The 26,308-nt window shown below is 59.9% G+C and carries 26 protein-coding genes and 4 pseudogenes; 16 read left to right on the forward strand and 14 right to left on the reverse strand.

What is annotated here, in order from left to right:
- A complete protein-coding gene (locus EPK99_RS03185) occupies window positions 1-3,549 on the reverse strand; it encodes a molybdopterin cofactor-binding domain-containing protein (protein ID WP_128441157.1) in 3,549 nt (1,182 codons plus the stop codon).
- Window positions 3,546-4,085: a (2Fe-2S)-binding protein gene (locus tag EPK99_RS03190; RefSeq protein WP_245455613.1), complete on the reverse strand. Its 540-nt coding sequence runs from the start codon at window positions 4,083-4,085 to the stop codon at window positions 3,546-3,548. Before EPK99_RS03190 ends, EPK99_RS03185 begins: the two co-directional genes overlap by 4 nt.
- 356 nt (window positions 4,086-4,441) lie before the next feature.
- Here EPK99_RS03190 and EPK99_RS03195 point away from each other — a divergent pair, with 356 nt between their 5' ends.
- The 7 genes and pseudogenes from EPK99_RS03195 to EPK99_RS03225 all read left to right on the forward strand — a co-directional run.
- On the forward strand, window positions 4,442-5,578 hold the full coding sequence (locus tag EPK99_RS03195; protein WP_128441158.1) for an FAD-dependent monooxygenase: 1,137 nt from the start codon (window positions 4,442-4,444) through the stop codon (window positions 5,576-5,578).
- Window positions 5,575-6,375: an alpha/beta fold hydrolase gene (locus EPK99_RS03200; RefSeq protein WP_128441159.1), complete on the forward strand. Its 801-nt coding sequence runs from the start codon at window positions 5,575-5,577 to the stop codon at window positions 6,373-6,375. The genes EPK99_RS03195 and EPK99_RS03200 overlap by 4 nt, the downstream gene beginning before the upstream one ends.
- A gap of 71 nt (window positions 6,376-6,446) precedes the next feature.
- Entirely contained in the window at window positions 6,447-7,199 is a 753-nt protein-coding gene (locus tag EPK99_RS03205) for a maleate cis-trans isomerase family protein (protein ID WP_128441160.1), read from the forward strand.
- Window positions 7,200-7,212: 13 nt separating this feature from the next.
- The gene (locus tag EPK99_RS03210; protein WP_128441161.1) at window positions 7,213-7,854 is read left to right on the forward strand and encodes an N-carbamoylsarcosine amidohydrolase; all 642 of its coding nucleotides are present in this window, start codon (window positions 7,213-7,215) and stop codon (window positions 7,852-7,854) included.
- 43 nt (window positions 7,855-7,897) lie between these two features.
- Window positions 7,898-8,929: a 2,5-dihydroxypyridine 5,6-dioxygenase NicX family protein gene (locus tag EPK99_RS03215; RefSeq protein WP_128441162.1), complete on the forward strand. Its 1,032-nt coding sequence runs from the start codon at window positions 7,898-7,900 to the stop codon at window positions 8,927-8,929.
- Between the two features lie 127 nt (window positions 8,930-9,056).
- A complete protein-coding gene (locus tag EPK99_RS03220; protein ID WP_128441163.1) occupies window positions 9,057-9,539 on the forward strand; it encodes a MarR family winged helix-turn-helix transcriptional regulator in 483 nt (160 codons plus the stop codon).
- A 298-nt stretch (window positions 9,540-9,837) separates the two neighbouring features.
- Window positions 9,838-10,173: pseudogene (locus EPK99_RS03225) on the forward strand (NmrA family NAD(P)-binding protein); the annotation flags it as partial.
- Window positions 10,174-10,275: 102 nt separating this feature from the next.
- On the opposite strand, the gene EPK99_RS03230 reads toward EPK99_RS03225, so the two are convergent.
- Window positions 10,276-10,683, reverse strand: a complete 408-nt coding sequence (locus EPK99_RS03230; RefSeq protein ID WP_128441165.1) for a winged helix-turn-helix transcriptional regulator — start codon at window positions 10,681-10,683, stop codon at window positions 10,276-10,278.
- 70 nt (window positions 10,684-10,753) lie between these two features.
- On the opposite strand from EPK99_RS03230, the gene EPK99_RS03235 reads away from it, so the two are divergent.
- The gene (locus EPK99_RS03235) at window positions 10,754-11,554 is read left to right on the forward strand and encodes an NAD(P)H-binding protein (RefSeq protein WP_128441166.1); all 801 of its coding nucleotides are present in this window, start codon (window positions 10,754-10,756) and stop codon (window positions 11,552-11,554) included.
- A gap of 95 nt (window positions 11,555-11,649) precedes the next feature.
- On the opposite strand, the pseudogene EPK99_RS03240 reads toward EPK99_RS03235, so the two are convergent.
- From EPK99_RS03240 to EPK99_RS03250, 3 genes and pseudogenes are all read right to left on the reverse strand, one after another.
- A pseudogene (locus EPK99_RS03240) lies at window positions 11,650-12,171 on the reverse strand (ABC transporter permease subunit); the annotation flags it as partial.
- Window positions 12,171-12,731, reverse strand: a pseudogene (locus tag EPK99_RS03245) (taurine ABC transporter substrate-binding protein); the annotation flags it as partial. The pseudogenes EPK99_RS03245 and EPK99_RS03240, both read right to left, overlap by 1 nt.
- Window positions 12,732-12,953: 222 nt before the next feature.
- Window positions 12,954-13,655, reverse strand: a complete 702-nt coding sequence (locus EPK99_RS03250) for an SDR family NAD(P)-dependent oxidoreductase (RefSeq protein ID WP_128441167.1) — start codon at window positions 13,653-13,655, stop codon at window positions 12,954-12,956.
- A 336-nt stretch (window positions 13,656-13,991) separates the two neighbouring features.
- Between EPK99_RS03250 and EPK99_RS25205 the strand changes: the two genes are divergently transcribed.
- Entirely contained in the window at window positions 13,992-14,312 is a 321-nt protein-coding gene (locus tag EPK99_RS25205; protein WP_164901679.1) for a hypothetical protein, read from the forward strand.
- 46 nt (window positions 14,313-14,358) lie between these two features.
- Here the strand turns inward: EPK99_RS25205 and EPK99_RS03260 are convergent, their stop codons facing one another.
- The 3 genes from EPK99_RS03260 to EPK99_RS03270 form a co-directional block, all read right to left on the reverse strand.
- Window positions 14,359-14,982 carry a helix-turn-helix domain-containing protein gene (locus EPK99_RS03260; RefSeq protein ID WP_128441168.1) on the reverse strand — a complete coding sequence of 208 codons (624 nt, stop codon included), beginning with the start codon at window positions 14,980-14,982 and terminating at the stop codon, window positions 14,359-14,361.
- Window positions 14,972-15,157, reverse strand: a complete 186-nt coding sequence (locus EPK99_RS03265; protein ID WP_128441169.1) for a hypothetical protein — start codon at window positions 15,155-15,157, stop codon at window positions 14,972-14,974. The genes EPK99_RS03260 and EPK99_RS03265 overlap by 11 nt, the downstream gene beginning before the upstream one ends.
- A gap of 152 nt (window positions 15,158-15,309) precedes the next feature.
- Window positions 15,310-15,615 (reverse strand): hypothetical protein, encoded by a 306-nt coding sequence (locus EPK99_RS03270; protein ID WP_128441170.1) that lies wholly within the window; start codon window positions 15,613-15,615, stop codon window positions 15,310-15,312.
- 172 nt (window positions 15,616-15,787) lie between these two features.
- On the opposite strand from EPK99_RS03270, the pseudogene EPK99_RS03275 reads away from it, so the two are divergent.
- Window positions 15,788-16,220, forward strand: a pseudogene (locus EPK99_RS03275) (LLM class flavin-dependent oxidoreductase); the annotation flags it as partial.
- A gap of 106 nt (window positions 16,221-16,326) precedes the next feature.
- On the opposite strand, the gene EPK99_RS03280 reads toward EPK99_RS03275, so the two are convergent.
- The gene (locus EPK99_RS03280; RefSeq protein WP_245455615.1) at window positions 16,327-16,728 is read right to left on the reverse strand and encodes an ArsR/SmtB family transcription factor; all 402 of its coding nucleotides are present in this window, start codon (window positions 16,726-16,728) and stop codon (window positions 16,327-16,329) included.
- Between the two features lie 125 nt (window positions 16,729-16,853).
- Here EPK99_RS03280 and EPK99_RS03285 point away from each other — a divergent pair, with 125 nt between their 5' ends.
- The 6 genes from EPK99_RS03285 to EPK99_RS03310 all read left to right on the forward strand — a co-directional run bounded on the left by EPK99_RS03285 (window position 16,854) and on the right by EPK99_RS03310 (window position 22,513).
- Complete coding sequence (locus EPK99_RS03285) at window positions 16,854-17,702, forward strand: ABC transporter substrate-binding protein (protein ID WP_245455617.1); 849 nt, start codon at window positions 16,854-16,856, stop codon at window positions 17,700-17,702.
- A 1-nt stretch (window position 17,703) separates the two neighbouring features.
- On the forward strand, window positions 17,704-18,837 hold the full coding sequence (locus EPK99_RS03290) for an LLM class flavin-dependent oxidoreductase (RefSeq protein ID WP_128441172.1): 1,134 nt from the start codon (window positions 17,704-17,706) through the stop codon (window positions 18,835-18,837).
- Entirely contained in the window at window positions 18,830-19,666 is an 837-nt protein-coding gene (locus tag EPK99_RS03295) for an ABC transporter permease (RefSeq protein ID WP_128441173.1), read from the forward strand. The genes EPK99_RS03290 and EPK99_RS03295 overlap by 8 nt, the downstream gene beginning before the upstream one ends.
- On the forward strand, window positions 19,663-20,367 hold the full coding sequence (locus EPK99_RS03300; RefSeq protein WP_128441174.1) for an ABC transporter ATP-binding protein: 705 nt from the start codon (window positions 19,663-19,665) through the stop codon (window positions 20,365-20,367). Before EPK99_RS03295 ends, EPK99_RS03300 begins: the two co-directional genes overlap by 4 nt.
- 45 nt (window positions 20,368-20,412) lie before the next feature.
- A complete protein-coding gene (locus tag EPK99_RS03305) occupies window positions 20,413-21,366 on the forward strand; it encodes an aliphatic sulfonate ABC transporter substrate-binding protein (protein ID WP_128441175.1) in 954 nt (317 codons plus the stop codon).
- A 184-nt stretch (window positions 21,367-21,550) separates the two neighbouring features.
- Complete coding sequence (locus tag EPK99_RS03310; RefSeq protein WP_128441176.1) at window positions 21,551-22,513, forward strand: PLP-dependent cysteine synthase family protein; 963 nt, start codon at window positions 21,551-21,553, stop codon at window positions 22,511-22,513.
- A gap of 21 nt (window positions 22,514-22,534) precedes the next feature.
- On the opposite strand, the gene EPK99_RS03315 is transcribed toward EPK99_RS03310, so the two are convergent.
- Genes EPK99_RS03315 through EPK99_RS03330 form a run of 4 tightly spaced genes read right to left on the reverse strand, consistent with a single transcriptional unit; the run spans window position 22,535 to window position 26,101 of the window.
- Window positions 22,535-23,314, reverse strand: a complete 780-nt coding sequence (locus EPK99_RS03315) for an ABC transporter permease (RefSeq protein ID WP_128441177.1) — start codon at window positions 23,312-23,314, stop codon at window positions 22,535-22,537.
- A gap of 2 nt (window positions 23,315-23,316) precedes the next feature.
- Window positions 23,317-24,135 (reverse strand): ABC transporter permease, encoded by an 819-nt coding sequence (locus EPK99_RS03320; protein WP_128441178.1) that lies wholly within the window; start codon window positions 24,133-24,135, stop codon window positions 23,317-23,319.
- Between the two features lie 26 nt (window positions 24,136-24,161).
- Window positions 24,162-25,235 carry an ABC transporter substrate-binding protein gene (locus EPK99_RS03325; protein ID WP_128441179.1) on the reverse strand — a complete coding sequence of 358 codons (1,074 nt, stop codon included), beginning with the start codon at window positions 25,233-25,235 and terminating at the stop codon, window positions 24,162-24,164.
- Window positions 25,236-25,261: 26 nt separating this feature from the next.
- On the reverse strand, window positions 25,262-26,101 hold the full coding sequence (locus EPK99_RS03330) for an ABC transporter ATP-binding protein (protein WP_128441180.1): 840 nt from the start codon (window positions 26,099-26,101) through the stop codon (window positions 25,262-25,264).
- Window positions 26,102-26,308 lie beyond the last annotated feature (207 nt).

The following is a 26,308-nucleotide window of genomic DNA, read 5'->3' on the forward strand; positions in this document are numbered from 1 at the left end:
TTAGTAGCTTGCTGCCGTTACGCGTTCCATGGCCTTCGTCGTTTCCGTCCAGGCAGGCTTGTCGGGGGCGAAACGCGCCCTCAGATAATCGGCAAGGTCCTTGATCTGGCTCTCGTTCAGCGTCTCGCGGAACGCCGGCATCGACATCACTTCCGGGGCTTCGCGGCCGGTCGTCTGCGCAAGGATTGCCGGCGCCTCGACACCGTTCAGGATCGCCTGGAGGAGATTATCAGGTGTTACGGCATGCAGGTTGCTGTTGAGCGCCAACGACGACAGGATCGTGTTTCCTGTGTGGCATGTGGCGCAGGCGCCGTTAAAGATACGTTCGCCCTTCGGCGAAATCAAAGCGGCAGACACCTTGGCTTCATCGCTAGCCGCGATGGCGGCTTCGCTCTGAGCGCTTGGGTCGGCGGGTTCCTTGCCCTCATTCAGACTGGCGAGATAGCTCGCCATGGCGCGAATATCGCTATCAGGCAACGGCTGCATGGCCTCGACGACATGCGCCATCGGGCCGACGGCGCTGCCATGATCGCGCGCATGTCCGGTGCGCAGATAGTCGTAGAATGCATCGGCCGTCCAGCCCACCGGGCCCTTGGCGAACGCATTCAAGGCCGGCGCTTCCCAGCCGTCGGCAAAGCCGCCGGAAAGCCGGGCGCTGCCGCTCTTTTCCGCGCCGAGCAGATTGCGATCCGTGTGGCAGGCCGAACAGTGGCCCAGCGTCTCGACGAGGTAGGCGCCCCTGTTCCACGTAGCGTTGCGGGTCTCGACGTATTGGAACGGCTCCGCTTTCAGGAACAGCGCGTTCCAGCCCGCCATCATCGCGCGGATGCTATAGGGAAATTTGAGCTTCGTCTCCGGCGCCTTTTCATCGACCGGTGCCTGCGTCATCATATAAGCATAGAGCGCTTGAAGATCGGCATCGTCCGCACCCGCGAAAGACGTGTAGGGATGGGCTGGATAAAGGTGGTGGCCGTCACGGCTGACGCCCGCGCGCATGGCCCGTTCGAAGGCCGGATAGGACCAGGCGCCGATACCGCTTTGCGCGTCCGGGCTGATATTGGTGGCATAGACGGCGCCGAACGGCGTGTCGAAGCGTCGGCCGCCCGCAAAGGGCGTGCCGTCATTGCCGACATGGCAGACATTGCAGGCGCCGGCCGCCGCCGCCAGCCGACCGCGCTCGATGGTGGCGGTGCTGTAGACATCGGCGTTTGGGCGCTGGATGGTGCCGATCGCCGGACGCCACGGCGAGGCCATGGTGACGATACCGGACAGAGCAGCGACGGCACCGACTGCCGAAAGACCGATGCTCCACCAGTTCCGTTTCTTCGCAGGCGGGGCAGCCGGCGGTTCGTCCATCTTGCCGTTCAGCGCGGCGAGTACCAGTTCCGGTGTCAGCGGCAGTTCGCGGAAACGAATGCCGGTGGCGTCGTAGACCGCATTGGCAATGGCCGAGGCACTGGGAACTGAGGCGGACTCTCCGACGCCGAGCGGAGGCTCGTCCTGCCGCGGCACCATCAGCACGTCGATGGCTGGCACCTCTGGGAAAGTGATCAGCGGATAGCCACCCCACTCTTTCGACTGCACGGCAGTTGACGAGAATTCGACCTTTTCCTTCAACACCCGGCTGGTGGATTGAATGATATTGCCGTGGATCTGGTGGCGCACGCCATCGGGATTGATCATCATCCCGGAATCCTGCGCGCAAGTCACCTTGGTGACCGCAATTTCGCCAGTCTTCTTGTTGACGGCGACATCGGCCACCCAGGCGGCCCAGGCGGCGGCTTTGCCCGGGAACGGCCCATGGACGTAGACGGCATAGGCAAATCCGCGCCCGTAGAACAGGTCGCCCTCGCCGCCGAGAGTACCCCATGTCGTATGCGGCACCCACTTCGCCCGTTCGGTCAGCGCGTTCACCAGGTCGACGGCGCGTGGATCGTGGAGGTAGCGAAGCCGGTACTCGACTGGATCGACACCGGCGGCGGCGGCCAGTTCATCGACATAGCATTCGTGGGCGAAAGTGTTGGGCATCGCCGATACACCGCGGAACCAGGAGGCGCGCGCGATCGGTGGCATGTCGTGCACCGTCACGCGGAGGTTGCCGTAGGCATAGGGCGGGATGGCGGTGCGATCGCCCATCTGCACGACATCGGAGACTGGCGGCACCTTGCCGGTGAGGATCAGGGGAAGGGTTGGCGCCAGATTGGAGGGATAGCGCGTTTCGAAATCATATGCGGAGGGACCGCCCTCCAGATCGAGACCGCCGCGCACATCCATGATCTGGGCAGCGCCCTTCGGCTCCCAGGCATGCTCCTGTTCACGCGTCAACTGGACCCGAACCGGCGCCTTGACGGCCCGCGACAGCAGCGCCGCGTCTGCCGTGACATCATCGGCGCAGTTGCGACCATAACAGCCGGCCGCCTCCATCCGCTCGACCCGGATCATCTCTTCCGGCATGTCGAGAAGGAGCGCCAGATCGCGGCGCATGGGGAACGGATTCTGCGTTCCAGACCAGACCGTCAGCCCATCTTCATTGTAATCGGCCACCGCGCAGGATGGCCCGATCGAGCCGTGCATCTGGTAAGGCCAGACATAGGTGCGGTTCATCGGCTGGGTGCTGCCGGCCAATGCCATGTCGACATTGCCGCGATCGGCAAGCTTGCGTGGCGTCGATGGATTGGCGCGCAGCGCCTTCTCCGGCATGTTCAGATCGGGCCACTCGGGCGGTGCGCGCCATACGACCTTCAAGCTCTTGGCCGCCTCGATGGCGATTTCCTCGCGGGTCGCCACCACGCCGACAAAATCGCCGATAGCCACAACGCTGACGATGCCACTGATATGGGCGACCGAAGCGTCGTCGATCGAGATCAGGCTTTTACCGACATGGTCGCCGTGATCGAAGCCGGCATAGGGCGGGAGAACGACGCGGCCATGCAACATGCCGGGCACGCGGACATCATGCACGTAGGTCCAGCGCCCCGTTGCCTTATCGGGAATATCGACGCGCGGACGTGACGAACCGACCAGTGTATAGTCCGAGGCCGGCTTCAGGGCCGCGTGACTGTCGATCGACAGCCTGACATGACTGCCGGCGACGATATCGCCGAAGCTGAGTTGCCAGTTCTCGCCCCCATCAGCACGGATGATGCCGTCTTCCAGCCTCAGCCGATCGAGCGGAACGCCGACCTTCTCTGCAGCCATGGCCAGAAGATGCTGGCGGGCAGTGGCGGCGGCCTGACGCAACGGCAGCGCGGTGATCTGGATCGTTTCGCTGGCGATGGTCGCGCCTTGGTTGGGCGCGACGGAGGTCGTGCCGAGCACCATATCCACATGCTCGAACGGCACGTTGAGTTCTTCGGCGACGATTTGCGCCAGCGAGGTGCGAATGCCTGTCCCAAGATCGACATGGCCGTTGAACGCGGTCACACGGCTATCGAGGCCCACCGCGATATAGAGTTCCGCAGCATCGCCCAGCAGCGCGTCATTGACGATCAAGAGCATGTCGCCGGATGACATATAGGCGGATTTCGGTGTTTGGCGGTGATCGGTCACGGGGAGACCTCCTTCGCGGCTTTTGGCGACACACCATCCGGCGTGGATCGATACGTCCGCTCGGCCTTGGCATAAGCGACGGCCCGCCTGGCCGCAGCGAGTATTTCCATATGCGTTCCGCAACGGCAGAGGTGGTGACGCAACGCCTCGCGGATCGCGTCCTCGTCGGGATTAGCATTGCGATTGAGCAGGGCGGCGGTGGCGATGATCATGCCGTTCAGGCAGTATCCGCACTGAGCGGCGGCCTCATCGATAAAAGCCTCCTGGACCGGATGCAGATACTCGGGTGTGCCGAGACCCTCGAGCGTGGTGATACGACGCGTGCCGATGGCACCGAGCGGCACGGTGCACGAGCGGACGGCGCGGCCATCAACGAGAATGGCGCAGGCGCCGCATTCGCCAAGCCCGCAACCGTATTTCGGACCATTCAGGGAGAGGTCGTTTCTGAGGATATAAAGAAGAGGTGTTTCCGGGCTTGCTTCGACGCTCTCGACGGCGTCGTTCACATTCAAACTGAAGCAAACTGGCAGTGTCAAATCAGGCCCTCCGCATCGAAGAACTCAACACAGACCATGCCTTTTCCCACCGGCCGAACCGCTACGCAGCGGGCGTCGTTCGGACGCCTGCAAACCATAGCGATGCGACAGTCACCGACTTTTCGCATCCGTTGCCCCTTTTATTATTAAGAAGTGCATACGCTTCATAATGACAAAATACAAGCCGGATTTTATCGCGGTACTTTTGCTAGAATATTCATTCATGCCCTAATATCTGAGCTATTTTGATGAAAAGCAAAAGAGCGCTCTTGCTATTTAGAGTGTACGCGCTAGACTTTTTGCCAAGCCTCCGATCGTGGGAACAATGCGTCGAGAGACAGCTAAGAAGGGTCGCTATGTCTAACGGAAAAGAAAAGATCGCGATTATCGGCGCCGGCCTCGGCGGCGCGGTCGCGGGCACGCTACTCCAGCACGCGGGCTTTGACGTCAACGTCTATGAACAGGCGCCGGCCTTCTCGCGCCTTGGTGCCGGTATTCACATGGGGCCGAACGTCCTGAAGATCTTCGAGCGCATCGGCGTCGACAAAAAGGTGATCGGCATCAGCAGCACGCCGAGCCACTGGTTCAGCCGCGACGGCATCACCGGCGAATACACTGCGCGCGTGCCCCTCGAAGGCTACGGACACACCTATTGCACCGTTCACCGCGGCGACCTGCAGGCTATCCAGTGTGACGCGCTACAGCCGGGGACCCTTCATTTTGGCAAGAAACTCGCCCGGCTCGACGACAACGGCACCGACGTGCTGATCGAATTCGAAGACGGAACTTCTGTACGCGCCGACATCGTGATCGGCGCCGACGGCATCAACTCGCGCGTTCGCGAAACGCTGCTCGGCGAAGAGAAACCGAATTACAGCGGTTGGGTCGGCCATCGCGCCCTGATCTCGTCGGACAAGCTAAAGAAATACGACCTGACCTTCGAGGATTGCGTCAAGTGGTGGGGTCCGGACCGTCACATGATGGTCTATTACACAACGGCCCGCCGCGACGAATATTACTATGTCACCGGCGTTCCACATCCTGCCTGGGAGTTCGATTCGGCTTTCGTCGACAGCAGCCGCGACGAGATGGCAGCCTCCTTCGAGGGCTACCATCCGATCATCCAGGCGCTGATCGAAAGCACCGACGAAGTCACAAAGTGGCCGTTGTTCAACCGCAACCCGCTGCCGCTCTGGAGCAAGGGCCGCCTCGTGTTGTTGGGCGATGCCTGCCATCCGATGAAGCCGCATATGGCGCAGGGCGCCGCCATGGCGATCGAAGATGCTGCCATGCTGACCCGCTGCCTGCAGGAAACCGGTGTCATCGATTTCCGCACAGCCTTCGGACTTTATGAAACAAACCGCCGCGACCGCGCAACGCGTGTCCAGAGCGTGTCGAATGCCAATACATTCCTGCTCGAACAGGAGGACCCGGCTTGGGTCTATGGCTACGACATCTACGCCGAGTCGCTGAAAAGCGAGACCGCGGCATGAGCGGCGGCCCGCTGTATGGGGCGAATGTCTTCGCCAACGGTATCCGCCAGCACTACCTGCGCTACGGCGGCAAGGGCCCTGTCGTCGTCCTGATCCCGGGCATTACCAGCCCGGCGATCACCTGGGGTTTCGTCGCAGAACGGCTGGCTGAGCGCTACGACGTCTACGTTCTCGACGTGCGCGGCCGCGGTCTGTCGTCAACGGGTCCCGATCTTGATTACGGCCTCGACGCGATGGCGGCTGACGTCGTTGCTTTCGCCTCGGTGCTTAAGCTTGACGCTCCTGCCCTGCTCGGCCATTCGATGGGCGCGCGCATCGCCATCCGTGCCGCCGTTGCAGCGCCGGAGGCGTTTTCGCGGCTGGCGCTGATCGACCCGCCGGTCTCCGGCCCAGGACGCCGCGCCTACCCGAGCAAACTGCCCTGGTATGTCGACAGCATCCGTCTGGCGCTGAACGGCATCGATGCCGAAGGCATGAAGGCGTTCTGCCCGACATGGACCGACGAGCAGTTGAAGCTGCGCGCCGAATGGCTGCACACCTGCTACGAGCCCGCCATCGTCACCGCCTTCGAGGATTTCCACAAAGACGACATCTTTGCCGACCTGCCCAAGCTCAAGCAGCCGACGATGCTGATGGTGGCCGGCCGTGGTGGCGTGATCGAGGCTGTGGATGAGAACGAGGCCCGCTCGCTTTATCCGGCGTTGGAAATCACCCGAGTGCCCAATGCCGGGCATATGATCCCATGGGATGATTTCGATGGCTTCTTCATCGCACTCGGCGACTTCCTCTCGCGCTGATCTCGGTGGCGGAGCCTTTCGCTTCGCCACTTGCCCATCTTTTTGCCTTCCATGCATCTGAGGTGTCATCCGTGCAGACATATTACCGTATCGGCCAAATCGTCCCGAGTTCCAACACGACGATGGAGACTGAAATTCCCGCCATGCTGACGGCGCGCCAATCTATCCGCCCCGAGCGCTTCACGTTCCACTCCAGCCGCATGCGGATGAAGAAAGTGGTCAAGGAAGAACTGGCGGCGATGGACGCCGAGTCCGACCGGTGCGCTGTCGAGCTCTCCGATGCTCGCGTCGACGTGCTGGGCTATGCCTGCCTGGTCGCCATCATGGCGATGGGCCTTGGCTATCACCGCCAGTCGGAGACGCGCCTGACCGGTCGCACCATCGAAGAAGGCACCAACATTCCCGTCGTCACCAGTGCGGGCGCATTGATCGAGGGCCTCAAAGTAATGAAGGCGAAGAAGATCGCCGTCGTTGCCCCTTACATGAAGCCGCTGACCGAACTGGTTGTCGACTACATCCGCGAAGAGGGCTTCGAGGTCGTGGACTGGCGGGCCCTCGAAATTCCCGACAATCTCGATGTCGCCCGCCACGACCCGGAAAACCTGCCGGCCATCGTGCAGACGCTCGATTTGACCGACGTGGACGTGATCGTGTTGTCGGCCTGCGTGCAGATGCCGTCGCTGCCGGTGATCGCCAAGGTCGAGGCAATGACCGGGAAGCCGGTTCTGACCGCCGCCGTGGCGACGACTTACTGCATGCTCAAGAAGCTCGGCTTGGAGGCAGTCGTACCGGGCGCGGGAGCCCTTCTGTCCGGCGCATACTGAAGAGGGACCGATCATGCAGAGCGCGGAAAACAATTATCAGGGCGTCTGGGGCAACCGCATCGGCTTCGGCCAGCGGCCTGCCCTGCTCGTCATCGATTTTCTGAAGGGCTATACCACCGAGGGCGCGCCCCTCTATGCTCCGGGCGTGGTTGACGCGGTCGCGCAGACGCCGGCGCTTATCCAGTCCGCCCGCAAGGCCGGCATCCCGGTCATCCATACGCGCATCCTCTATCTTGCGGAAAACTGCGCCGATGGCGGCATGTGGGTGAAGAAATCGCCCGTCATGAAGGGTATGGTCGAAGGCAATGTTCTGGCGGAATTCTGTGATGGCGTCGAGCCTGCCAACGGCGAACTCGTCATCGTCAAGCAATATGCCAGCGCCTTTTTCGGTACCAGCCTTGCCTCGCAGTTGCATGCGCAAGGTATCGACACTGTGATCATGGCCGGCTGCTCCACGAGCGGCTGCATCCGCGCCACCGCCGTAGACGCGGTCCAGCATGGGTTCCGCGGCATCGTCGTGCGCGAATGCGTCGGTGACCGGCACCCGGATCCGCACAATGCCAACCTCTTCGATATCGACAGCAAATATGGCGATGTCGTTTCGAGGGAGGAGGCGATCGCCGAAATCGCCAAGGTCAGGTCCGACTGTCCATAACGGGCGAAACACCCAAGCCTTCAAACAAGATAGGGGAACGAGCATGGATCAATTCAGCTTCACGGAAATCTGCCTGCATCAGTTGAAGATGTCGGGCGTCCACGAGGGCGAAAAACTCATCGTCCTGACCCAAGGCAACGATCGCCTCGATTACGCCGACGCCTTCATGGCAGCCGGCATGCGTCTTGGCGCCAGGATGTATCACATGCGTTTACCGCCGGTGCCGCCGGCCGGTGCGTGGGCGGTCGGCCAGACAGGTCTTGCAGCCATGCCGGATGCGGTCGAGGCCCTGAAGGCAGCCGACATGCTGATCGATTGCATCTTCCTGCTCTTCAGCCCGGAGCAGATGGCGATCCAGGCGGCCGGCACGCGGATACTGACCGCCGTCGAGCCGCCGGAGATTCTAGCGCGCATGCTGCCGACGAAGGAACTGCGCGAACGCGTCGAATTCGCCGGGGACTTGCTGGCCAAGGCGAAAGTGATGCGGATCACCTCCCCGCATGGCACGGATGTCACCTACAAGCTCAACACCTATCCCACTGTCACGGAATATGCCTGCACGGACGAGCCAGGCCGCTGGGACCACTGGCCGTCCGGTTTCGTCTTCACCGGCGGTGACGACGACGGCGTCGACGGCACGATCGTCGTTGCTCCAGGCGATATCCTGCTGCCACAGAACATCTACGTGCGCGACCCGATCGTCTATACGATCGAAAATGGTTGGGTCACCGATATTCGCGGCGGTCTCGATGCCGACCTTGTCAAATCCTACATGGAAGGGTTCAACGACCCGCGTGGCATGGGGATGAGCCATGTCGGCTGGGGTCTCAATCAGAACGCCAAGTGGCATCGCATGGTGCCTGGCGAATTTCCCGGCGGCATGGGCATGGAGGCACGCTCCTTCTACGGCAACGTGATGTTCTCGACCGGCCCGAACAACGAGCTGGGTGGCCCGAACGATACGGCATGCCATCTGGATATTCCGATGCGCGGTTGCTCGCTGTTCCTCGATGATGAACCGATGGTTTTGAATGGCGACATCGCCGTCAAGGAAATGAAACACAACTTTAACTAGCGACACTTGGGGATTCGCTACGCGCGCATCGGCGCGTAGCGAGCTTTGCGTGAAGCCTTGACCGACGCTAGATGGTGTGATGTTGAACCGCATTCCTCCGTGACGCAATCGATGGACGTAGTTGAGAATGAACGCAAATGACACTGCACAGTTGCCAGGCCATCTGGCACCTCAGGGTGGCTATCAGGTCACGGAGCAAGTTGGGCACTTGCTTCGAAAGGCTTACCAGCGCCATTTGTCAATTTTCCAGACGAATGCTAGCGATCCGGACCTCACATCGGTGCAGTTCGTGACTCTCTGCGCGCTCCATGACCTCGGCCCCAGCTCACAGGTTGAACTGGTTAAAGCAACCTCCGTCGATCAGGCAACCATCCGCGGAATCGTCGATCGATTGAAAGCCCGGGGATTGGTCGATCTTTCCAAAGATGAGGCTGATGGCCGTAAGGTAGTTATAACCCTGCTGCCTAAAGGCGAGGCTCTGCTCCAGGATATGTATCCCAGTGCATATCAAATTAGTGAGCAAACAGTTGCGCGTCTAAATTCGGCTGAACGGATTGCCTTATTATATCTGCTACGAAAAATTGCAGACGATGACGACGGTGGAATGTAATCGTAGTAAGAGTCTGCCTTGTCCTGCGAATACTAAGGATTGGGCGCGTCCCGTGATTTATTTTGACGTGGAGGGCCGACCTACGAAGTTCCAGTCGAGCTGTTTGTATTTAACCACGTTTAGATCGCGAAAAAGATCCATCCATAAAACGGCATAATGTAATCCGCTGGCAGCGCGTAGTGTAGGCGAATCCGATCGGTTACCATTTTCGCATCGAGGAGATGGGACCTGGGAAAGCTCTCGTCTCATCTGGATGACTTGACCCGCAAGGCCAAGGATTGGATCGGAGACAGCCGTGATGCAGAATGACAAACCATTGATCGCCATCGTTGGAGCGACCAGAAAGCAAGGCAGAAGCGTTGCGACCACCCTTCTTCAAAGCCAGCGTTTCCGAGTTCGCGCATTGACCCGAAATGACCGCTCCCCTGCAGCTCGTGCGCTTCAGGATTTGGGAGCAGAGATCGTGAGGGTTACTCTCGAGATCGGCCGGACAAAGGAGCTAGTCGTTGCATTTGAAGGCGCGACTGGCGCTTTCTTGATGACACCACCCGTTGCGCCGCCCGATAGGAGTAAGGCCCCCCTCGGCCGGCAGCTCGCCGACGCGGCCGTGGTTGCTGGCGTGCGGCATATCGTTGACTGCGTCGCGCTTCTTCGCGGCGGCAGTCGGTCGGTTGCGGTCATTGGAATAAAAGCGCGGCTTCATACTCTGCCCTTGGCCTAAGGCACGATTTGTACGTCACTTGGTCGAGCGACCATCGAAGCGCGCCTGAGCTGTCTCTATTTCCACCTTGCGCTGCCTGCTCCATATGACCAACGAGGCAACCTGGTCCGCAAAAGAAAGACCTAGCTCCGTCAGCTCGTACGTGACACTCGGAGGGACCGTCGGCCCGACATGACGCAGAATGTGTCCGTCGCGCTCCAGGCGGCGGAGCGTCAAGGTCATCATTCTTTGCGAAACGCCTGACAGAGCACGCTCCAGCTCCCGATAGCGCCGGGGTCCTGCGGAAAGCTCGGCAAGCGCCATGACGGTCCACTGTTCACCCAGTCGGTCAAGAACGAGCCTTATCCCGCAATCCTCGTGATCGGGAGAGCCACACGGCTCTATCGCGGCTTGTGTGCGAACATTGCTGTGCGTAGCGGACAAGAATGTGCCTCCTTATGCGTCAGTTCGTAACGTCCTAAACCTCCAGGAACCTAACAGAAAGGGACCTCTTATGATTTTAATAACAGGCGCATCAGGTCAGCTCTCATCACTCGTAGCACAAGGAGCCAAGGAGGCCGGGCTTTCGGTCGAGACGGCCAGCCGGTCGCCAGATGCCGACCGTACGATGAATTTCGATCAACCGGAGACGCTGGACTTCTCTGGCATCTCAACGCTCTTCCTTCTCTCAGCCGGCTATGCTGAAGATGACATCGTCATCCGGCGGCACGAAGCGGTTCTCGCAGCAGCACGACGTCAGGGTGTTACGCACATTATCTATACGAGCCTGTCAGCCGCCAGTGATCATCTGGGCTTCGCGCTCGCCCATCGCTGGACCGAGCGTGCCGTGATCGAGAGCGGTCTTAAATGGACGATCCTGCGCAACGGCCTGTATGCAGAGCTGATCGGCATGCTTGCCGCGCCGCGCAAGGGGCGGATCACGGCACCATTCGGCACGGCGCCGATATCTGCAGTCGCGAGGGCCGATCTTGCCGACGCTGCAGTCAAAGTCCTTTCCACCCCATCAGCTCACGAGGGGATGACGTATGAGCTCTCAGGCGTCACACCGTTTTCCGTGCCTCAGTTGGCACAGCGCCTTGGAGTTGCCTATGAGCCGACAAGTCTTTCGGACGAGCGTGAGCGCTTATCGGCACTGCCACTCTTGCCATTTCAGGCCCCGATGCTGCTGTCGATTTCCTCTGCCGCAATGGCAGGCTTCCTGAGGTCCGACACCAGCCATCTTACGGCACTTGTCCCGCAACCACGTGACGCTTTGTCGGTGGCATATGATACTGCGCGGCAGGCTGTTGAATGACGGTCGTGTCCGGTGTTGGAGGAGAGCCGACGCCCGACCAAAATGGGTCCAAGATCGACACAATGCATGCGCTACGGCCTGCACCCGTTTTCAAATCACGTTTTGCCTTTCCAAGGCACAAGGACGGCTTCCAGGAGCTTGACCGCTGCACCGAATGCAAAGGCGCAGAATGCGATCAGCCCAATGCCGACAAAGACGACATCGGTCGCAAGGAACTGTGACGCCGACATGATCATGTAGCCGATGCCGCGATTGGCCGCGATCAGTTCAGCCGCCACCAAGGTGCTCCATCCGACGCCCAGGGCGATGCGAACTCCGGTCAAGATTTCCGGCAGCGCGGTCGGCAGCACGATGCTGAAGAACAGCTGGAAGCGGCTGGCACCCAGTGAACGGGCGGCATTGACGCGCTCGATCGGCAGCGATTTTACGCCGGCCTGCGCGGAAAGGCAGATCGGTGCGAACATGGCTAGAATCAGCAGCGTGACCTTCGATGTCTCGCCAATCCCCAGCCAGATGATCATCAGCGGCAGATAAGCGAGCGGCGGTAGCGGCCAGTAGAACTCGATCGGCACATCCAGAATGCCCTTGGCCCAGCGGTTAAGCCCCATCAGCAGGCCAGGGCCGGATCCCAGACGAAACCGCCATCGAGGTCACCACGATTGAACCCGGCAACGATTTCCGGTTGCGGGATTGCAAAAACTTGAACGTCCCGTTCGCTCAGCCCTTGCGATTTGATCAGCGCCAGCAGCTGATAATGATCGGTGGAGACCGGTGCCGCGGCCAGCTTCTTGCCCTTGAGGTCGGACAGGCTGTTGATGCCGGAACCGTTGCGCACTACCAGCGCCTCGTCGATGCCGGAGATGGACGACAGGTAGAAGGCCTTGACGGCAAGGCCGCGCGATGTCGCGGCTGCAAACGGGCTGGAGCCGACATAACCGACCTGAACATCGCCGGAGGCGATCGCCGCAAAGATTTCGGCGCCGGAATTGAACTTGCGGAAGTCGATCTCGTAACCGGTCGCCTTTGTAAATTCGCCGTTGGCAATCGCGACCGAAGACGGCAATGCGTCAGTCTGATAGGCGACGACCACCTTCTTGTCGGCGGCATTAGCGGTCACGGCCGCAGCAAGACTGCCGATACCGAACACTGCGGCTTTCAGTATTGTTTTCAAAAACATTTTCGCCCCTTGGCCGGAATTGTCCGGCACCCCTGTTGTTTCCACGACGGGAAGCATAAGCGATGAAACGCCCAACTAAACAGCAACAAAACTGCTATTTTTATAGCATTACTAGATAATGTTTGTTGTTTTGCGGAGGTTATTCAGCGTGTTGGTGGCCCGCTGCAGTCGCGCGATTCGACCGTGTAAGGCGCATGCCAACACATCTGCAAAGGCTTCCGTTCAGAATTTCTCGAGCCAGGGCCGGATTTCCAGCTCCCAGGACCAGGCGCTCCGGTGCTGCCGGAGAAGATCGGCAAAGGCCTGCGCCACGGCATCGGGATCGAGCGTGCTGTCGGGCCGATCCGAAGGGTCGGGGCGATGATCTGCGCGAACCCCTCCATCGACGACGAGATGGGCGACGTGAATGCCAAGCGGCGAAAGTTCGCGTGCCGCACTTTGCGCCAGTCCACGCAACGCGAATTTGCCCATGGCAAATGGCGCAGACAGAGCAAAACCTTTAACGCCCGCTGTAGCGCCGGTCAGCAGGATCGCTCCCTTGCTTGCCGGTATCATGCGTTTGGCTGCCTGCTGCACGGTATAGAATGCTCCCAGGGCCGAAACCGCGATTGCCTTTTCAACCTCAGCCGGGTCCAGCTCCGCCAACGGTCCACGCACCCGGCCACTGGCGTTATAAACCACGATTTCGGGCGCCCCGATTCGGGCTTCGGTATCGGCGAAAAGACGCTCGACCTGGCCCGCGTCGCTGGCATCGACCGCAAGCGCGATCGCTCCGGTCTCCTCGACCAGCGGCGCAAGCTTGTCGATATTCCTGGCCGCCACCACGACCGGCAGACCTGCGGATCGCAGCAGCCGGGTCAACGATGCGCTGATACCAGGCCCCCCACCGACGATGAGCGCGTTTCGATATGGGATATCCGCCATGACGTTACCTTTCTATTTTATGTTCTGAGGTGGCTGACATGATGTCGGCACCTTAGGTCATGTCCGCTTACAGCCGCCCGAGCCGGTCGAATTGAGTCGTGTGTCTTCGCAAAGCCAAGGCTAAGCGATCACCTGAACGAATTACCTGACGTGATCTCTGAAATAACGGAGATGCGTCCGTGATACCGATCCGTTTTCTTGAGAACCTCGTGCTGGTTGTTCATTCTATCGGAGGAAACAGCATTGGAATTTTTTCTTCTCTTGCGACCGATCGAAGCACTTATTATCCATCAATCCATCGAAGCGCGAAATTTGGCCAAGGGCCGGGAGACTTCCATGAACAACGCTATGAACATGATGCCGATGATGAACCCCATGATGGGCGGCATGGGCCAGCCGATGATGTCGCCGATGATGATGAACGGCATGATGCCGATGGGCGGCATGCCAATGATGATGCCTATGCCGATGATGATGGGCATGATGACCTGCAAGATGACCGAGACCGGCATGATGTGCGAAATGAAGCCGATGGAAGGCATGGACCAGGCCATGTTCATGGAATGCTGCAAGCGCATGATGGCCATGATGAACGGCGGCATGCCGATGATGATGATGTGCGGCGGCATGACGATGTGCTGCACGATGGCCGCCTAAGCAAGCCGGCTGACCCATTCGAAGGCCTCCTTTGCGGGAGGCCTTTTCATATGTGGATGACCTCGCGATAGGTCGAGACGAGATAAAGCACGGCAGGCCCGCCTGTCATGTTGCGATAGAGGTGCGGTACGTCCGCCTCGAAGATCAGCGCATCCCCTTCGCCGAGAATATGGGGCGGCTGTTTTCCAACCACGACTTCGACTGTCCCCTGCGCAACCACCAGGTTTTCGATAGTGCCTTTGCGATGCGCGTCCGCGCGCTCGGTGTGGTGCGGCGCGATGCGAAGTTCGTAGAACTCGACCGTTCGATCGCCGTCATAAGGAAACAGGGCACGGGTTTCGAATTTTCCGTCGTTCGACGACAGCGTCTTGGAGGCTGCCCTCGTCAGCAGCACCGTGGTCGGCATGTCCTCCTCGATGATCAGCGAGCCGCAGGAGATTTCCAGCGCCGCCGCGATCTTGGCGAGCACGTTGAGTGTAGGACTGCTCTTGCCGGTCTCGATCTGGCCAAGCATCGCCCGGCTGACACCGGAGACCTTTGCAAGCCGGTCAAGCGAATAACCGCGACGCGTGCGCAGGCGACGCAGATTGCGGCCGGTGCGCACGCAGATCGCTTCGAACGGGTCCTGAAATTCCTCCTGGCTCAGGCTCGCAAGAGCTTCACTGTGCATGGACCCACGGGCCCGCCATCACCGGAAAGAACGTCCACACCGGAACCCACATAAACATCGGCTGGAGACCGTTGAACGACGCTATCGCCTGCTGCGGCGGCGCAGACGGCTCGCCTCCCCGGCGGGCTTCGCGGTAAGCTTGGAAATCGATGATCTCAGCGCTGTCGGTTGCCATGGAATGCCTCTGTGTCATGGACACAAGAATGATGCCCTTCAGGTCTGAATCAAAGACAGTGCTGGCTAAAACGGGCCATATGCGGAGAAAAGTTTTCGGCCAAGCGGCCGTGATGCGAAAAGTCTGCTGTCATCCGTCTCGTTCTCGTGGCTCTAGAGCAACGGCATCACGGTCTGAGCGCGAAGGCGAATAGCAAAGACCATCCTCTTTCGTCTGCAAATGGAAAATTCCGTTCCTTTCTTTCGTCTGCCCAGCCGACTTAAAAGAGAGATAGCACTCGCGCTTGGACCTGCTGTTCCCGGTGAGGCTGCTGTTCCCCTCTGGAGGTTTTGACCTTCAAACTCAAGGCATCGGTTTTCGATGCCCTTTTTTTTGACCGGATGGCGCTCCCAGCCCGCATCTTTGGCGTGAATGTCCCTTATTCGTCTGCTGACGGCATCGACCAGGGCCACCGCCATGGATCACGTCAGGGCCTGTCGGGTGCCACTCGGGATCCGTATATCCTGGAGCGGATCGGCGAATTCAAATGTCTCTGAAAGCGGGCGCCGCCGATGCCGCGGTAGCAGCCGTGCAAGCCGCCCTTGATCGCAGCCCCGGCGTCACCGAGCACAAGCGTGCCGAAACGGCGATCTAAGCCGCGATCTCGATCGCGATCGCGATCTGCTCCCCCTCGAATTCGGCCTTCGCATCACGATGGTGGTGCGCGAGACCTCCGATGAGGCGGGCGGTGGCAGAGGCCAAGGTCGCCAAGCTGGCGGAAGGCACAAGCGGAAGATGGAACGATCACCGCCAGTCGATCGCAGTCGGCCAGAAGCGGCTGTTCGATCTGCAAAGCCTCGGCGATGTGCTGGACGACAATCTCTACATCGTGCCGGGCAAATTTGGCGCCGGTGGCGCCGGTACCACATGGCCCGTCGGCTCGGCCGAGGAAGTCGCGCGATCCTTGAAGAGATACCGCGACCTCGGTATTACCAAGTTCATCCTGTCTGACACGCCATATCTGACGGAGATCGTCAGACAGAGGAAAGACCTGCTTCCGCTGCTGAATCCCGGCATTCGCTGAAGAGAGAGATCAGAGCAGCGCGTCATCATATCGATCGGGCTTCAGCCCGATCGATATGATTTGCTTTGCCGCTTAAGCCCCTTTGGACCAAAACCGCCATTTGGCCCTATTCCATGTCTGCCTGAACGGACGGGGAGAATTGCGCGCCCTTCCAGATCGCCGATGCCGAGGCATCTGGAAACAGGAGCCGAAGATGGCCGATGATCTGGCCGACGCGCGGATCGGCCAATCGATACAAGACAGCTTTGGCCTGTCGCGAGCCGACGATTATCCCGGCATCCCGCAACTCTCCGATCTGCTGTGACAATGTAGGCTGATGGACATCGAGGATTTCCTCCAACTCGCCCACAGTGCGGGAACCTTCCATCAGCACGCACAAGATAGAGAGCCGAACTGGATTGGACATCGCCTTGAGAAAATCTGACGCAGCGCCGATCGCCCGGCATTTCACTTTCGGAACATGCGGCTTCGGCTGGTTGGAATTATCCGTAACGTCTTTCGTCGCCACCAAATACGCTCCGTTTGATAGGAAATTTTTCTCCGCAGCGACGAAATGGAAGTCGAACATTCCTGGCCGCCGCAATCCTCTTCATTATATAAATTTATATAATAAAAATCAACGCGAGAAGTGCCTTGGTATTCAGGATCGGCCATCATCCCAACAACCTGCATCTAAAACTGGCTTCGCTCTGGCCTGGTGCCTTTGCGTCCATGAAGCCGGAATTTGCGGCCTATACCGAAGGGCGCGAGACGGCCGACCGGCTGACAAGAGGTGAATTCGATATCGGCGGTACGGGTTCGACGCCACCGATCCTGGCTCAGGCCGCCGGCCTTTCCGTGACCTATGCCGCAGCTTCGGCGCCAAGACCTGCAAACGGTGCTATCCTCGTATCGAAGGCATCCGACATCCAGAGTGTCGGCGACCTCAAGGGCAAGCCGGTAGCCCTGGTTGATGGTTCATTTCTGACCTATTTCCTGGCCAAGCAGCTTGAGGAAGACGGTTTCAGGCTGACGGATGTGGAGCGGCGTGACATCGCCCCGATTGCCTCCAGCGAGGCTTTGCGGGATGGCGCGGTTTCCGCCTGGGTGGCAATGGCTCCGCATCTGGAACAGTCGCTGGCGAGCGGCGAGTTTCGCGTTCTTGCCAATTGCGGCAACCTCATTCCCAACCGCTCGCAGTTCTGGACGATAGAGGCGCGAGGCCTCTCTGCCGAAACGCTTCAGGATTTTGCCGGCGAACTGAAACTGCTGGGAGCACAGATCGCAGCAGATCCGGAAAAGGCCGCCGCACTTCTGTCCGCAGGTGGCGAAGAGGCGGAACGGCGGGCATGGACCCGGGTGGTCTCCGAAAGAAACTGGCAGGTGATCACGGCAGGCGACGCCTTGCTGCGCGAGCAGCAGGCCGAGGCCGATACGCTTTACAGGCACGGCGATCTCGTTGCGCAGCTTACAATCGATACGAAGAACGGCAAAGAGAGCTGACATGAACGTGCTTTGGTACATGTGCGCACCCGATGGCGCTTACCCCTGGAAGCCCGAGGGCTCCCGCACGATCGACTACGGCTATTACAAGCAGCTGGCCCAGGCCTATGACCATCTCGGCTTCACCGGCGCGCTGTTTGCAACCGGTGCGCATGACGTCTGGCCGCTGGCCGGCGCGCTTCTGCCCTATACGGAGCGCATGAAGTTTCTCATCGCCTTCCATCCCGGCCTGATCGCCCCGACGCTGCTTGCCAAGATGGCCGCGACCTTCCAGGAATTCTCCAACGGCCGGCTGATGCTGAACGTCGTCTCCGGCGATGCCAAGATGCTCGGCGCCTATGGCATGATGCTGCCGCATGACGAACGTTATGTCATGGCGGATGAATATCTGACCATCTGGCACCAACTGATGGCCGGCGAAAGCGTCACCCACAAGGGCAAATATTTCCAGACGGAAGGCGCCAAGCTTGCGCTGCCTGCGGGCACGTCGATCCAGCCGCCGCCGCTCTGGTTCGGCGGATCTTCCGACAGCGCCATCGACGTCGCCGCAAAACATGTCGAGACCTATCTCTCCTGGGGCGAAACGCCGGAACAGATGGGCGAAAAGGTCAAGAAGGTCAAAGCCCGGGCCGCCGAACACGGTCGCGAGCTGACATATGGCATCCGCCTCTATGTCATCGTCCGTCAGACGGACGAAAAGGCCTGGGAAGCAGCCGCCGACCTCTATGATCAGATGGACGATGCGGCGATTGCCGCCAATCAGCGTTTCGTATCGAATACGGATTCCGTCGGCCAGCAGCGCATGAGCGCCATGCATGGCGGCATCAAGCCGACCAATCTGCGCGATCTGGAAATCGCACCGAACCTGTGGGCCGGCGTCGGCCTCGTCCGCCCAGGCCCGGGCACGGCCATCGTCGGCTCGCCGGATACGGTCATCCGCACGCTCGAAGCCTATCAGAAGGTCGGTGTCGACACGTTCATCCTGTCCGGCATGCCGCTCCTCGAAGAGGCCTATCGTTTTGGCGAGCTGGTTCTTCCACGACTGCCCGTTGCGCGCGTCACGCAGGAACGCAAGCATTTTACCTGGTCGACCCTGTTCGACCGCGATCTCAGCGGAAAGCCGGCCAATGGCTGACAGAAGCGCCGCAGAGCGAAACGACACCCACGGAACGCCGGACGCATCCCTTCTGGCGCCCGCCGACAACCGGCTTTGGCGAACGGCCGGCCGGATCGCCTCGCCGATCGCAATTATCGCCCTCTGGCAGATCGCCAGCCTTTCCGGCCTGCTTTCGCCGCGAATTCTGGCCGCACCGACCGAAATCGCGATCACTGCGGGTCGGCTGATCGCATCCGGCGAGCTTGTCACCGGGCTTGTCGTTTCTTTCCTGCGTGTGTCTGCCGGCTTTTCCATCGCCGTCGTGATCGGCATCGCGCTGGCGCTCACCTCCGGTCTGTCGCGACTTGGCGAAGCCATTATCGACCCGCCGATACAGATGCTGAAGGCCATGCCCTTCCTTGGCCTGTTGCCGCTCTTCATCCTCTGGTTCGGCATCGGCGAGGCTCCGAAGATCGGCCTCGTCGCCTTCGGGGCGATCTTCCCGATCTACCTGACATTACATGGCGGCATCCGCAGCATAGACAAGAAACTGATCGAGACCAGCCAGGTGCTCGAACTCGGAACGATCGGGATCATCAGGCATATCGTCATTCCGGGCGCACTTCCCTCGCTTCTGGTCGGTATCCGTTACGGCCTCAGCGTCGCCTGGCTCAGCCTCGTCGTCGGGGAGCAGATCAACGCGTCCAGCGGCATCGGCTACATCATCACCTATGCGCGGGATTTCCTGCAGACCGACGTGATCGTCGTCTGCCTGCTTGTCTACGCAATCATGGGTCTTCTGACCGACGGACTGGTGCGTGGAATTGAAGCTTACGCGCTGCGTTGGCGCCCGCAGGTGATTGCATGAACGCGCTTGTCGACATTCGCCGTCTCCGCCGTTCCTTCGGGGGCCCTGCCGTTCTCGACGGCATCGATCTGAAGATTGCGCAGGGAGAATTTGTCGCCCTGCTCGGGCGTAGCGGTTCCGGCAAGTCAACGCTCCTGCGGGTTTTGGCCGGGCTCGACACCGCGCCTGCCCAAAAGCTTGAAATTCCCGCACGCCGGTCCGTCGTCTTCCAGGAACCTCGGCTCCTGCCGTGGAAGAGCGTTATCGAAAATGTCGCGCTCGGCGCCCGAAAGCCGGATGCGCGCGCACTGGCAGGCGCAGCACTCGCGGATGTCTCACTGTCGCATCGGCGCGACGCATGGCCGCTGACGCTTTCCGGCGGCGAGGCTCAGCGGGCGTCACTTGCCCGTGCCCTCGTGCGCAGCCCCGATCTCCTTCTTCTCGACGAGCCCTTTGCCGCCCTCGATGCGCTGACACGCTTGCGCATGCACGATCTGGTTTTCGATCTCTGGCGCAAACACCATCCGGCGATTCTGCTCGTCACCCATGACGTGTGGGAAGCGGTGGCGCTGGCCGACCGCATTCTCGTCCTTGATCAGGGGCGGTTCTCACACGAGATCCGCGTCGATATCGAACATCCGCGCCGCCGGGGCGATCCGCAGGCGAGCCTTATCGAAACAGGGCTCCTTCGCGAACTCGGCGTCGAACTCTCTCACGTCTGAAGCCATACCCGTCTCTCACGCCAAACCGGCAGATCGGATCCCAGAATGTTTACCAAACGACAGCTTCTCGCCACGATAGCAGTGTCAGCGGCCATAACCGGCAGCGCGCCGGCAGCGCATGCGGCCGACCAGACGATCCGTATCGGCTGGCTGCGCGGACCGAACGACATCACGCTCGCAAAATCGCGCGGCACCCTTGAAAAGGCGCTCGCGGACAAGGGCATCAAGGTCGAATGGGCAGGCCCGTTCCCGGCCGCGGCACCCGCCTTCGAGGCGCTGAATGCTGGCGCCATCGACATCACGGCTGGCAGCTCCACATCCGCAATCGCTGCCCTTTCGGCGAAGATCCCGCTGGTCGTCTTTGCCTATCAGAAGATGGCGCCGGGTTCGGAAGGCATCGTCGTGAAAAAGGATTCCGGTATCAATTCGCTCAAGGAGCTGGCCGGCAAGAAGGTCGCGGTCAATCGTGGCGGCACCGGCGAATATCTTCTGATGCAGGGCCTTGCCACCAATGGCGTCGATCCCAAGAGCGTCGAGCGTGTCTATCTGAGCCCGAGCGATAGCGGCCCGAGCTTCAGCCAAGGCCATGTCGATGCCTGGGCAACCTGGGACCCGTTCCTGACGATTGCCGAAAAGGCCTATGACGGCAAGGTTCTGGCAGATGGCGCCGCCATCAAGTCCGACAATGCCGTGGTCCTCGTGGCCAGCAAGGATTTTGCCAAATCCAAGGCCGATCAGCTTCAGCTCGTCTTCGACGTAATCAAGTCCGAAAACGCGTGGGCCGTCGCCAACAAGGCCGAGGCCGGTGCCGTCTGGGCGAAGGAAATGAACGTACCCGCCGACCTCGCCGCCAAGATCGGCGCGAACAATGCGGTACCGACCACGGCGGTGACCGAAGTCGACGTCAAGCAGATCGGCGCTGTTGCCGAATGGTACGCCAAGAGCGGCATCATTCCGGCTCTGCCGGATGTCGCAGCCGGCGTCGTTTCGCTGAAGTAAGCCACACGCCATGGGGGACGGCGTATCGACCACGCCGTCTTCCTTCAAAACAATTTTGCGCGCCACATCAAAAGAAAGCCAAAATAAATATAGCCTATTAAAATTATAGAATATTTTGGTTCTCACTCGACCACCGCTCCCGCTACCATCAACCTCCACAGGACCAATGGGGAGACGGGAAACGTTGAGCAAAATCCATCAGGGATTCACCGAGGTCGTTGGCAATACGCCGCTCGTCGATCTTCAACGGTTGCGGCAGGCTTATGAGCTGAACGCCAGGCTTCTCGGCAAGCTGGAATATCTTAACCCGGCAGGCAGCATCAAGGATCGTACGGCGCTCGGTATCATCCGCCAGGCGGAGAACGATGGCCGGTTGAAGGCCGGTGACCTTCTGGTCGATCTGACGAGCGGCAATACCGGCATCGGGATTGCCGCTGTTGCGGCTGCGCGCGGCTATCGGACCAAGTTCTATCTGCGAAACACGACCAGCGAGGACAAGATCAATATCCTGAGGCAGTTCGGCTCCGAGATCGTCCTGGTCGACAATGAAGAGCTTTTCCAGCCCCAGGCCGTTCATCGCATCATCGAGCGGATCAAGGAGCAAAACCCGGATGCCTTTTATACCGGCCAGCGCTCCAATGCCGCAAACCCGCAGGTTCACTACGACACGACAGGCCCCGAACTATGGCGGGATACGGATGGTGAAATCGATATTTTTGTCGGAACGGTCGGTACCGGAGGGACGATCAGCGGCGCTGGCCGCTTCCTGAAGGAGAACAAGCCCGATATTCGCATCGTTGTTGCCGAACCGACTGTCGGCTCTCTTCCCTCCCCCGAGAACCCGAAAAACCCGGCCATCGAGGGCGTCCACAAGGTGACGGACATCACCGACGGCACCCTTCCGGAAACCTACAATACGGCGATTGCCGACGAAATTATCGCCGTAACCACGACTGAGGCACGGCAGGCCGCCCTCACAGTAGCACGACAAGAGGGGTTCTTCGTCGGCACCTCCTCGGGCGCCGCAGTCGTTGCAGCTGTCAATCTCGCGAGACGACCGGAGAACTACGGAAAAACGATCGCATTGATCTTCCCGGACAGCGGCGAGAGATACCTCTCCCTGTTTGGGCCGGATGCCGAGGCGTGAACGACGTTTACTAAAATCGCCTCACCGGACCTGCCTTGGCCGCCAACGCAGAAGATAGGCCTCGAGCGAATAGGCAAGGCGATTGAGCGAAAACCCGACAAGCCCGAGAATGAAAACGCCGACCATGACCATCGCCATGTCGAAACGCTCGCGCCCGGCGATTACCAGGCCACCGATGCCGGGGCCGACCGCCAGGAAATATTCCGCACCCACGGTTGCGAGCCAGGAATAGATCAGGCCCAGATGCACGCCGGTTGCGATGGCCGGCATTGCCGAGGGGATATAGATCCTGAGCGCGCGCTGATGGGGCCTGAATTTCAGTGCCCGCCCGACTTCGAGCAGATCGGCGGGGGCCGCCCGCATCCCGTCATAGGTGTTGAGAACGATCGGGATAAACGCTGCAAGCGCCACGAAAACGATCTTGGCCTGCTCGCCGAAACCGAACCAGACGGAAATCAGCGGGATCCAGGCGAGCAGCGAGATCTGCTTGACTGCATTGAATGTCGGCATGACGAGCCGGTCGGCGATCCGCGACAGGGCAAGCAGGGTGGCAAACCCAACGCCTAGAGCGCTGCCGATCAGAAAACCCGCAAGATTGCGCATGAGGCTGTAGGCCAGATCGCCGAAAAGGTTGTTGTCGATCAGTTCCCGCTTCGCCGTCAGAGCAACATTCTCCAGCGAAGGAAGAAAGCGGGGATCGGCAAGCCCCGATCGACTGGAGACTTCCCATGCGATCAACAGAAATATCGGAAGCGTAATCCCTCGGCGGAAACGCACCGCCTGCGATGTGGCAGCTGCCATTCTCAAGCCTCCCCCTTCTTCCAGCGCTGAATGAGATGCTCGGTACTGTTCAGGCCCTTGTCCATGACGAAGCCGACGATGCCGATCGCGATCATCGCGATAATGACCGTATCGAGCCAGAACATCTGCCGGCCCCAGACAAGCAAGTAGCCAAGTCCCTCGGACGAGGCGAGGAGTTCGACGCCGACGAGAGACGTCCAGGAATGGGTGAGGCCATAGCGAATGCCGGTAAAAATCGAGGGTATGGCAGCAGGAAGGATAATCAGCCGGAGTTGTTGCCAGCGGCTGAACCGGAGTGCGTGTCCCACCTCGATATAGCGCGGCGATACATTACGGATGCCGGTGAACGTATTCATCGCCATCGGCACGAACGCACCCTTGGCGATGATGATGATCTTCAACGTCTCGTCTATCCCGACAAGCAGCATGAGAAGCGGGATCCAGCCAAGCGTGGGGATCTGCGCAAAGGCCAGGAAAAGCGGTTTGGCATAATCTTCCACGACTTCGGACAGGCCCATCGCGATCCCGAGGCTGAGACCGAGAGCCGCGCCTATCGCAAAACCGATGATGACGCGCCTAAGGCTAACGCCTGTATGGTAGAGGATTTCGCCGCTCGCGATCATGTCGCGCGCCATTTCGTAGACATAGGCCGGCGCCGGCAGGATCTGCTGCGGCAGCCAGCCCCTGTCTGAGGCCACCCACCAGAGGGTGAGGATGGCAACCGGCAGAACGAGTGCCGTCGCGCCGGTCCCGAGCCTGCCAAGCAGGCGTTTGCGGGGGCGCAGGCGGGCATGGCCAAAAAATTCCGAAATGACAGCCATGCCGGCTTCCTTGTCTTCGCTTGCGATCAGGATCCGATGGGCTTGCCGTTGGCGCCGTAAGACTGCCAGAATTTCGTCAGGCCGAGGCGCTCGACTGCATTGTTGAAGTATTTCGGCTCGAACCAACCTTTTAGATCGACTTCGCGGCGAACCAGACCGAATTCCTTGCTCTTGACCGCCTGTTCCTCGTATTGCGAGACGAGCAGATCATCGATCAGCGGCGAGTTGCGATAGGCGAGCGTATCCTTGCTGAAATACTCCTCGATAATAGCGATCGGCGTACCGGATTTGTGCCAGAGTTCGAACAGGGCGGCACGGTTCTTCTCGTCCGACGACCATTGCGCAGCCTTCACGAAAGCATCGACCACCTTCTGCGTGACTTCCGGGTGGGCGTCGATGAATGCCTGTCGTGCGATGATCCCGGCATTGCGGCCGAAACGGGGATCGTCGCCTTTCGTCGTGTAGATGACATCGGCAGATCCCTGCGCCGCAAGGTTGATCAGCTGGGTATCGCCAAATGCCGCGTCGATATCCTTGCTGGTGAGGGCCGCGATGGTAGCTGCGCTGTCAAGATTGATGACCTGAATATCTTTCTCCTTCAGGCCGTGCGCTTCGAGAATCTTGATGGCAGCAAGGTGGCCATTGGTGCCGCGCTGATAGGCAACCTTCTTGCCTTTCAGATCCTCGATTTTCTTGATGCCGCTATCCTTCGACACGGCCAGATAGAGCGGCTTGCGAGCACCGCTTGCCAGAAGATATCTGGTCTTCAGGCCTGTCGCGCGACCGATCAACGAGGGAAGATCCCCCTGATAGGCGAAATCGAGCTGGTCGTTGGCAAAGCCCTCGTTGACCGCCGGACCGGCCCCCTTGAAGAAGGTCCACTCGATCTTGACGTTCGGATCATCGGCAAATTCCTTCTCGAGAAATTCGCCGGCGCGGGCGGTCGCCGCTGACGTGCCTTCAGAGAACGGGCGGTTATCGACGCCGATCGCCGCGTAACCGACATGGATAACGAGAGTATCCGCGGCATGGGCCGATACCGCAAACATGCCGGCAAAGGCTATGCCTGCGGTTAAACGTAGGATGGATGTAAATTTCATGGAGTGTTTTCCCGTTTTTCTAGGAATTAGGCGAATGCGGTAATGGGCTGTTTCGAAACGGTGGCGCTCTCTTCGAATACCGCGGCAGGCCGCTCGCGATCGATTGCTCCGGTGGTTTCGTTGAGGCTGTTGAGAACGCGATTTCGAACCTGAAGAAGGGTTGCGGCGGTACGGACGCGCGGGCGAGGCAGATTGACCTCGACGATTTCGCGGATTCGGCCAGGCCGCGGAGACATGATCACCACGCGGTCACCGAGATAAACGGCTTCATCGACATCGTGGGTCACGAGCACCATGGTGATGCGCTCCTTGGCCCAGATCTCCTGCAACTCGTCCTGCAATCGCGTCTTGGTGATCGCATCGAGCGCGCCGAAGGGTTCATCGAGGAAAAGCACATCCGGCCGGTTGACGAGCCCACGTGCGATCCCCGCCCTTTGGGCCATGCCGCCGGAAAGTTGATGCGGATAGGCTTTGGCGAAGGCCGTCAGCCCGACAAGCTCGAGATGCTGGGCGACGAGCTGCTTCTTCTCGCTCTTCGGAAGCCCTGAATTTTCGAGGCCAAGCGCTATGTTTCTCTCGACCGTCAGCCAGGGAAAGAGACGTGGTTCCTGGAAAACCATCCCTCGGTCGAGGCTTGGCCCATCGACCGGGACACCGGCATGAATGACGGAGCCTTCATGGTTGGTATCCAGGCCTGCACCAAGCCGGAGCAAAGTGGATTTGCCGCAGCCACTGGCACCGACGATCGTGACGAATTCCCCTTCCGCGATGTCGAGCGTCACATTGTCGAGGGCGACCAGGCTTCCGCCGCTCACCTGGAATTTTCGCGTCACGTTCTCGATCTGGATATGGGGGACCTTGGTCATGGTGGTACCTGTTCTGCCGCAATCGGCAATGCGCCGGATGACGATGGATCTTGAGGCCGAGGTTGAGGCAAGAGGCTAGCCGAGATCCATAAATTCTATAGAAATTATATTCTATTATGTTTTGACGGTTCGGATTTTCGTCTCCCGCGCGAGCCTGTCCGGCAGCCGTTTCTTCTGGTGTACGCTTACGGGAGCCTCCGATTGCTT

The organism is Neorhizobium lilium (assembly GCF_004053875.1).
GTDB classification, from domain to species: domain Bacteria; phylum Pseudomonadota; class Alphaproteobacteria; order Rhizobiales; family Rhizobiaceae; genus Neorhizobium; species Neorhizobium lilii.

Coding starts and splice junctions, on each gene's coding strand:
- EPK99_RS03330 (WP_128441180.1), bottom strand. CDS start 26,101: ATGACCAAGGTCCCCCATATCCAGATCGAGAACGTGACGCGAAAATTC.
- EPK99_RS03295 (WP_128441173.1), top strand. CDS start 18,830: ATGGCTGACAGAAGCGCCGCAGAGCGAAACGACACCCACGGAACGCCG.
- EPK99_RS03250 (WP_128441167.1), bottom strand. CDS start 13,655: ATGGCGGATATCCCATATCGAAACGCGCTCATCGTCGGTGGGGGGCCT.
- EPK99_RS03200 (WP_128441159.1), top strand. CDS start 5,575: ATGAGCGGCGGCCCGCTGTATGGGGCGAATGTCTTCGCCAACGGTATC.
- EPK99_RS03320 (WP_128441178.1), bottom strand. CDS start 24,135: ATGGCTGTCATTTCGGAATTTTTTGGCCATGCCCGCCTGCGCCCCCGC.
- EPK99_RS03210 (WP_128441161.1), top strand. CDS start 7,213: ATGCAGAGCGCGGAAAACAATTATCAGGGCGTCTGGGGCAACCGCATC.
- EPK99_RS03305 (WP_128441175.1), top strand. CDS start 20,413: ATGTTTACCAAACGACAGCTTCTCGCCACGATAGCAGTGTCAGCGGCC.
- EPK99_RS25205 (WP_164901679.1), top strand. CDS start 13,992: ATGAACAACGCTATGAACATGATGCCGATGATGAACCCCATGATGGGC.
- EPK99_RS03195 (WP_128441158.1), top strand. CDS start 4,442: ATGTCTAACGGAAAAGAAAAGATCGCGATTATCGGCGCCGGCCTCGGC.
- EPK99_RS03215 (WP_128441162.1), top strand. CDS start 7,898: ATGGATCAATTCAGCTTCACGGAAATCTGCCTGCATCAGTTGAAGATG.
- EPK99_RS03325 (WP_128441179.1), bottom strand. CDS start 25,235: ATGAAATTTACATCCATCCTACGTTTAACCGCAGGCATAGCCTTTGCC.
- EPK99_RS03290 (WP_128441172.1), top strand. CDS start 17,704: ATGAACGTGCTTTGGTACATGTGCGCACCCGATGGCGCTTACCCCTGG.
- EPK99_RS03265 (WP_128441169.1), bottom strand. CDS start 15,157: ATGGCAACCGACAGCGCTGAGATCATCGATTTCCAAGCTTACCGCGAA.
- EPK99_RS03235 (WP_128441166.1), top strand. CDS start 10,754: ATGATTTTAATAACAGGCGCATCAGGTCAGCTCTCATCACTCGTAGCA.
- EPK99_RS03315 (WP_128441177.1), bottom strand. CDS start 23,314: ATGGCAGCTGCCACATCGCAGGCGGTGCGTTTCCGCCGAGGGATTACG.
- EPK99_RS03260 (WP_128441168.1), bottom strand. CDS start 14,982: ATGCACAGTGAAGCTCTTGCGAGCCTGAGCCAGGAGGAATTTCAGGAC.
- EPK99_RS03300 (WP_128441174.1), top strand. CDS start 19,663: ATGAACGCGCTTGTCGACATTCGCCGTCTCCGCCGTTCCTTCGGGGGC.
- EPK99_RS03270 (WP_128441170.1), bottom strand. CDS start 15,615: ATGGCGGTGGCCCTGGTCGATGCCGTCAGCAGACGAATAAGGGACATT.
- EPK99_RS03220 (WP_128441163.1), top strand. CDS start 9,057: ATGAACGCAAATGACACTGCACAGTTGCCAGGCCATCTGGCACCTCAG.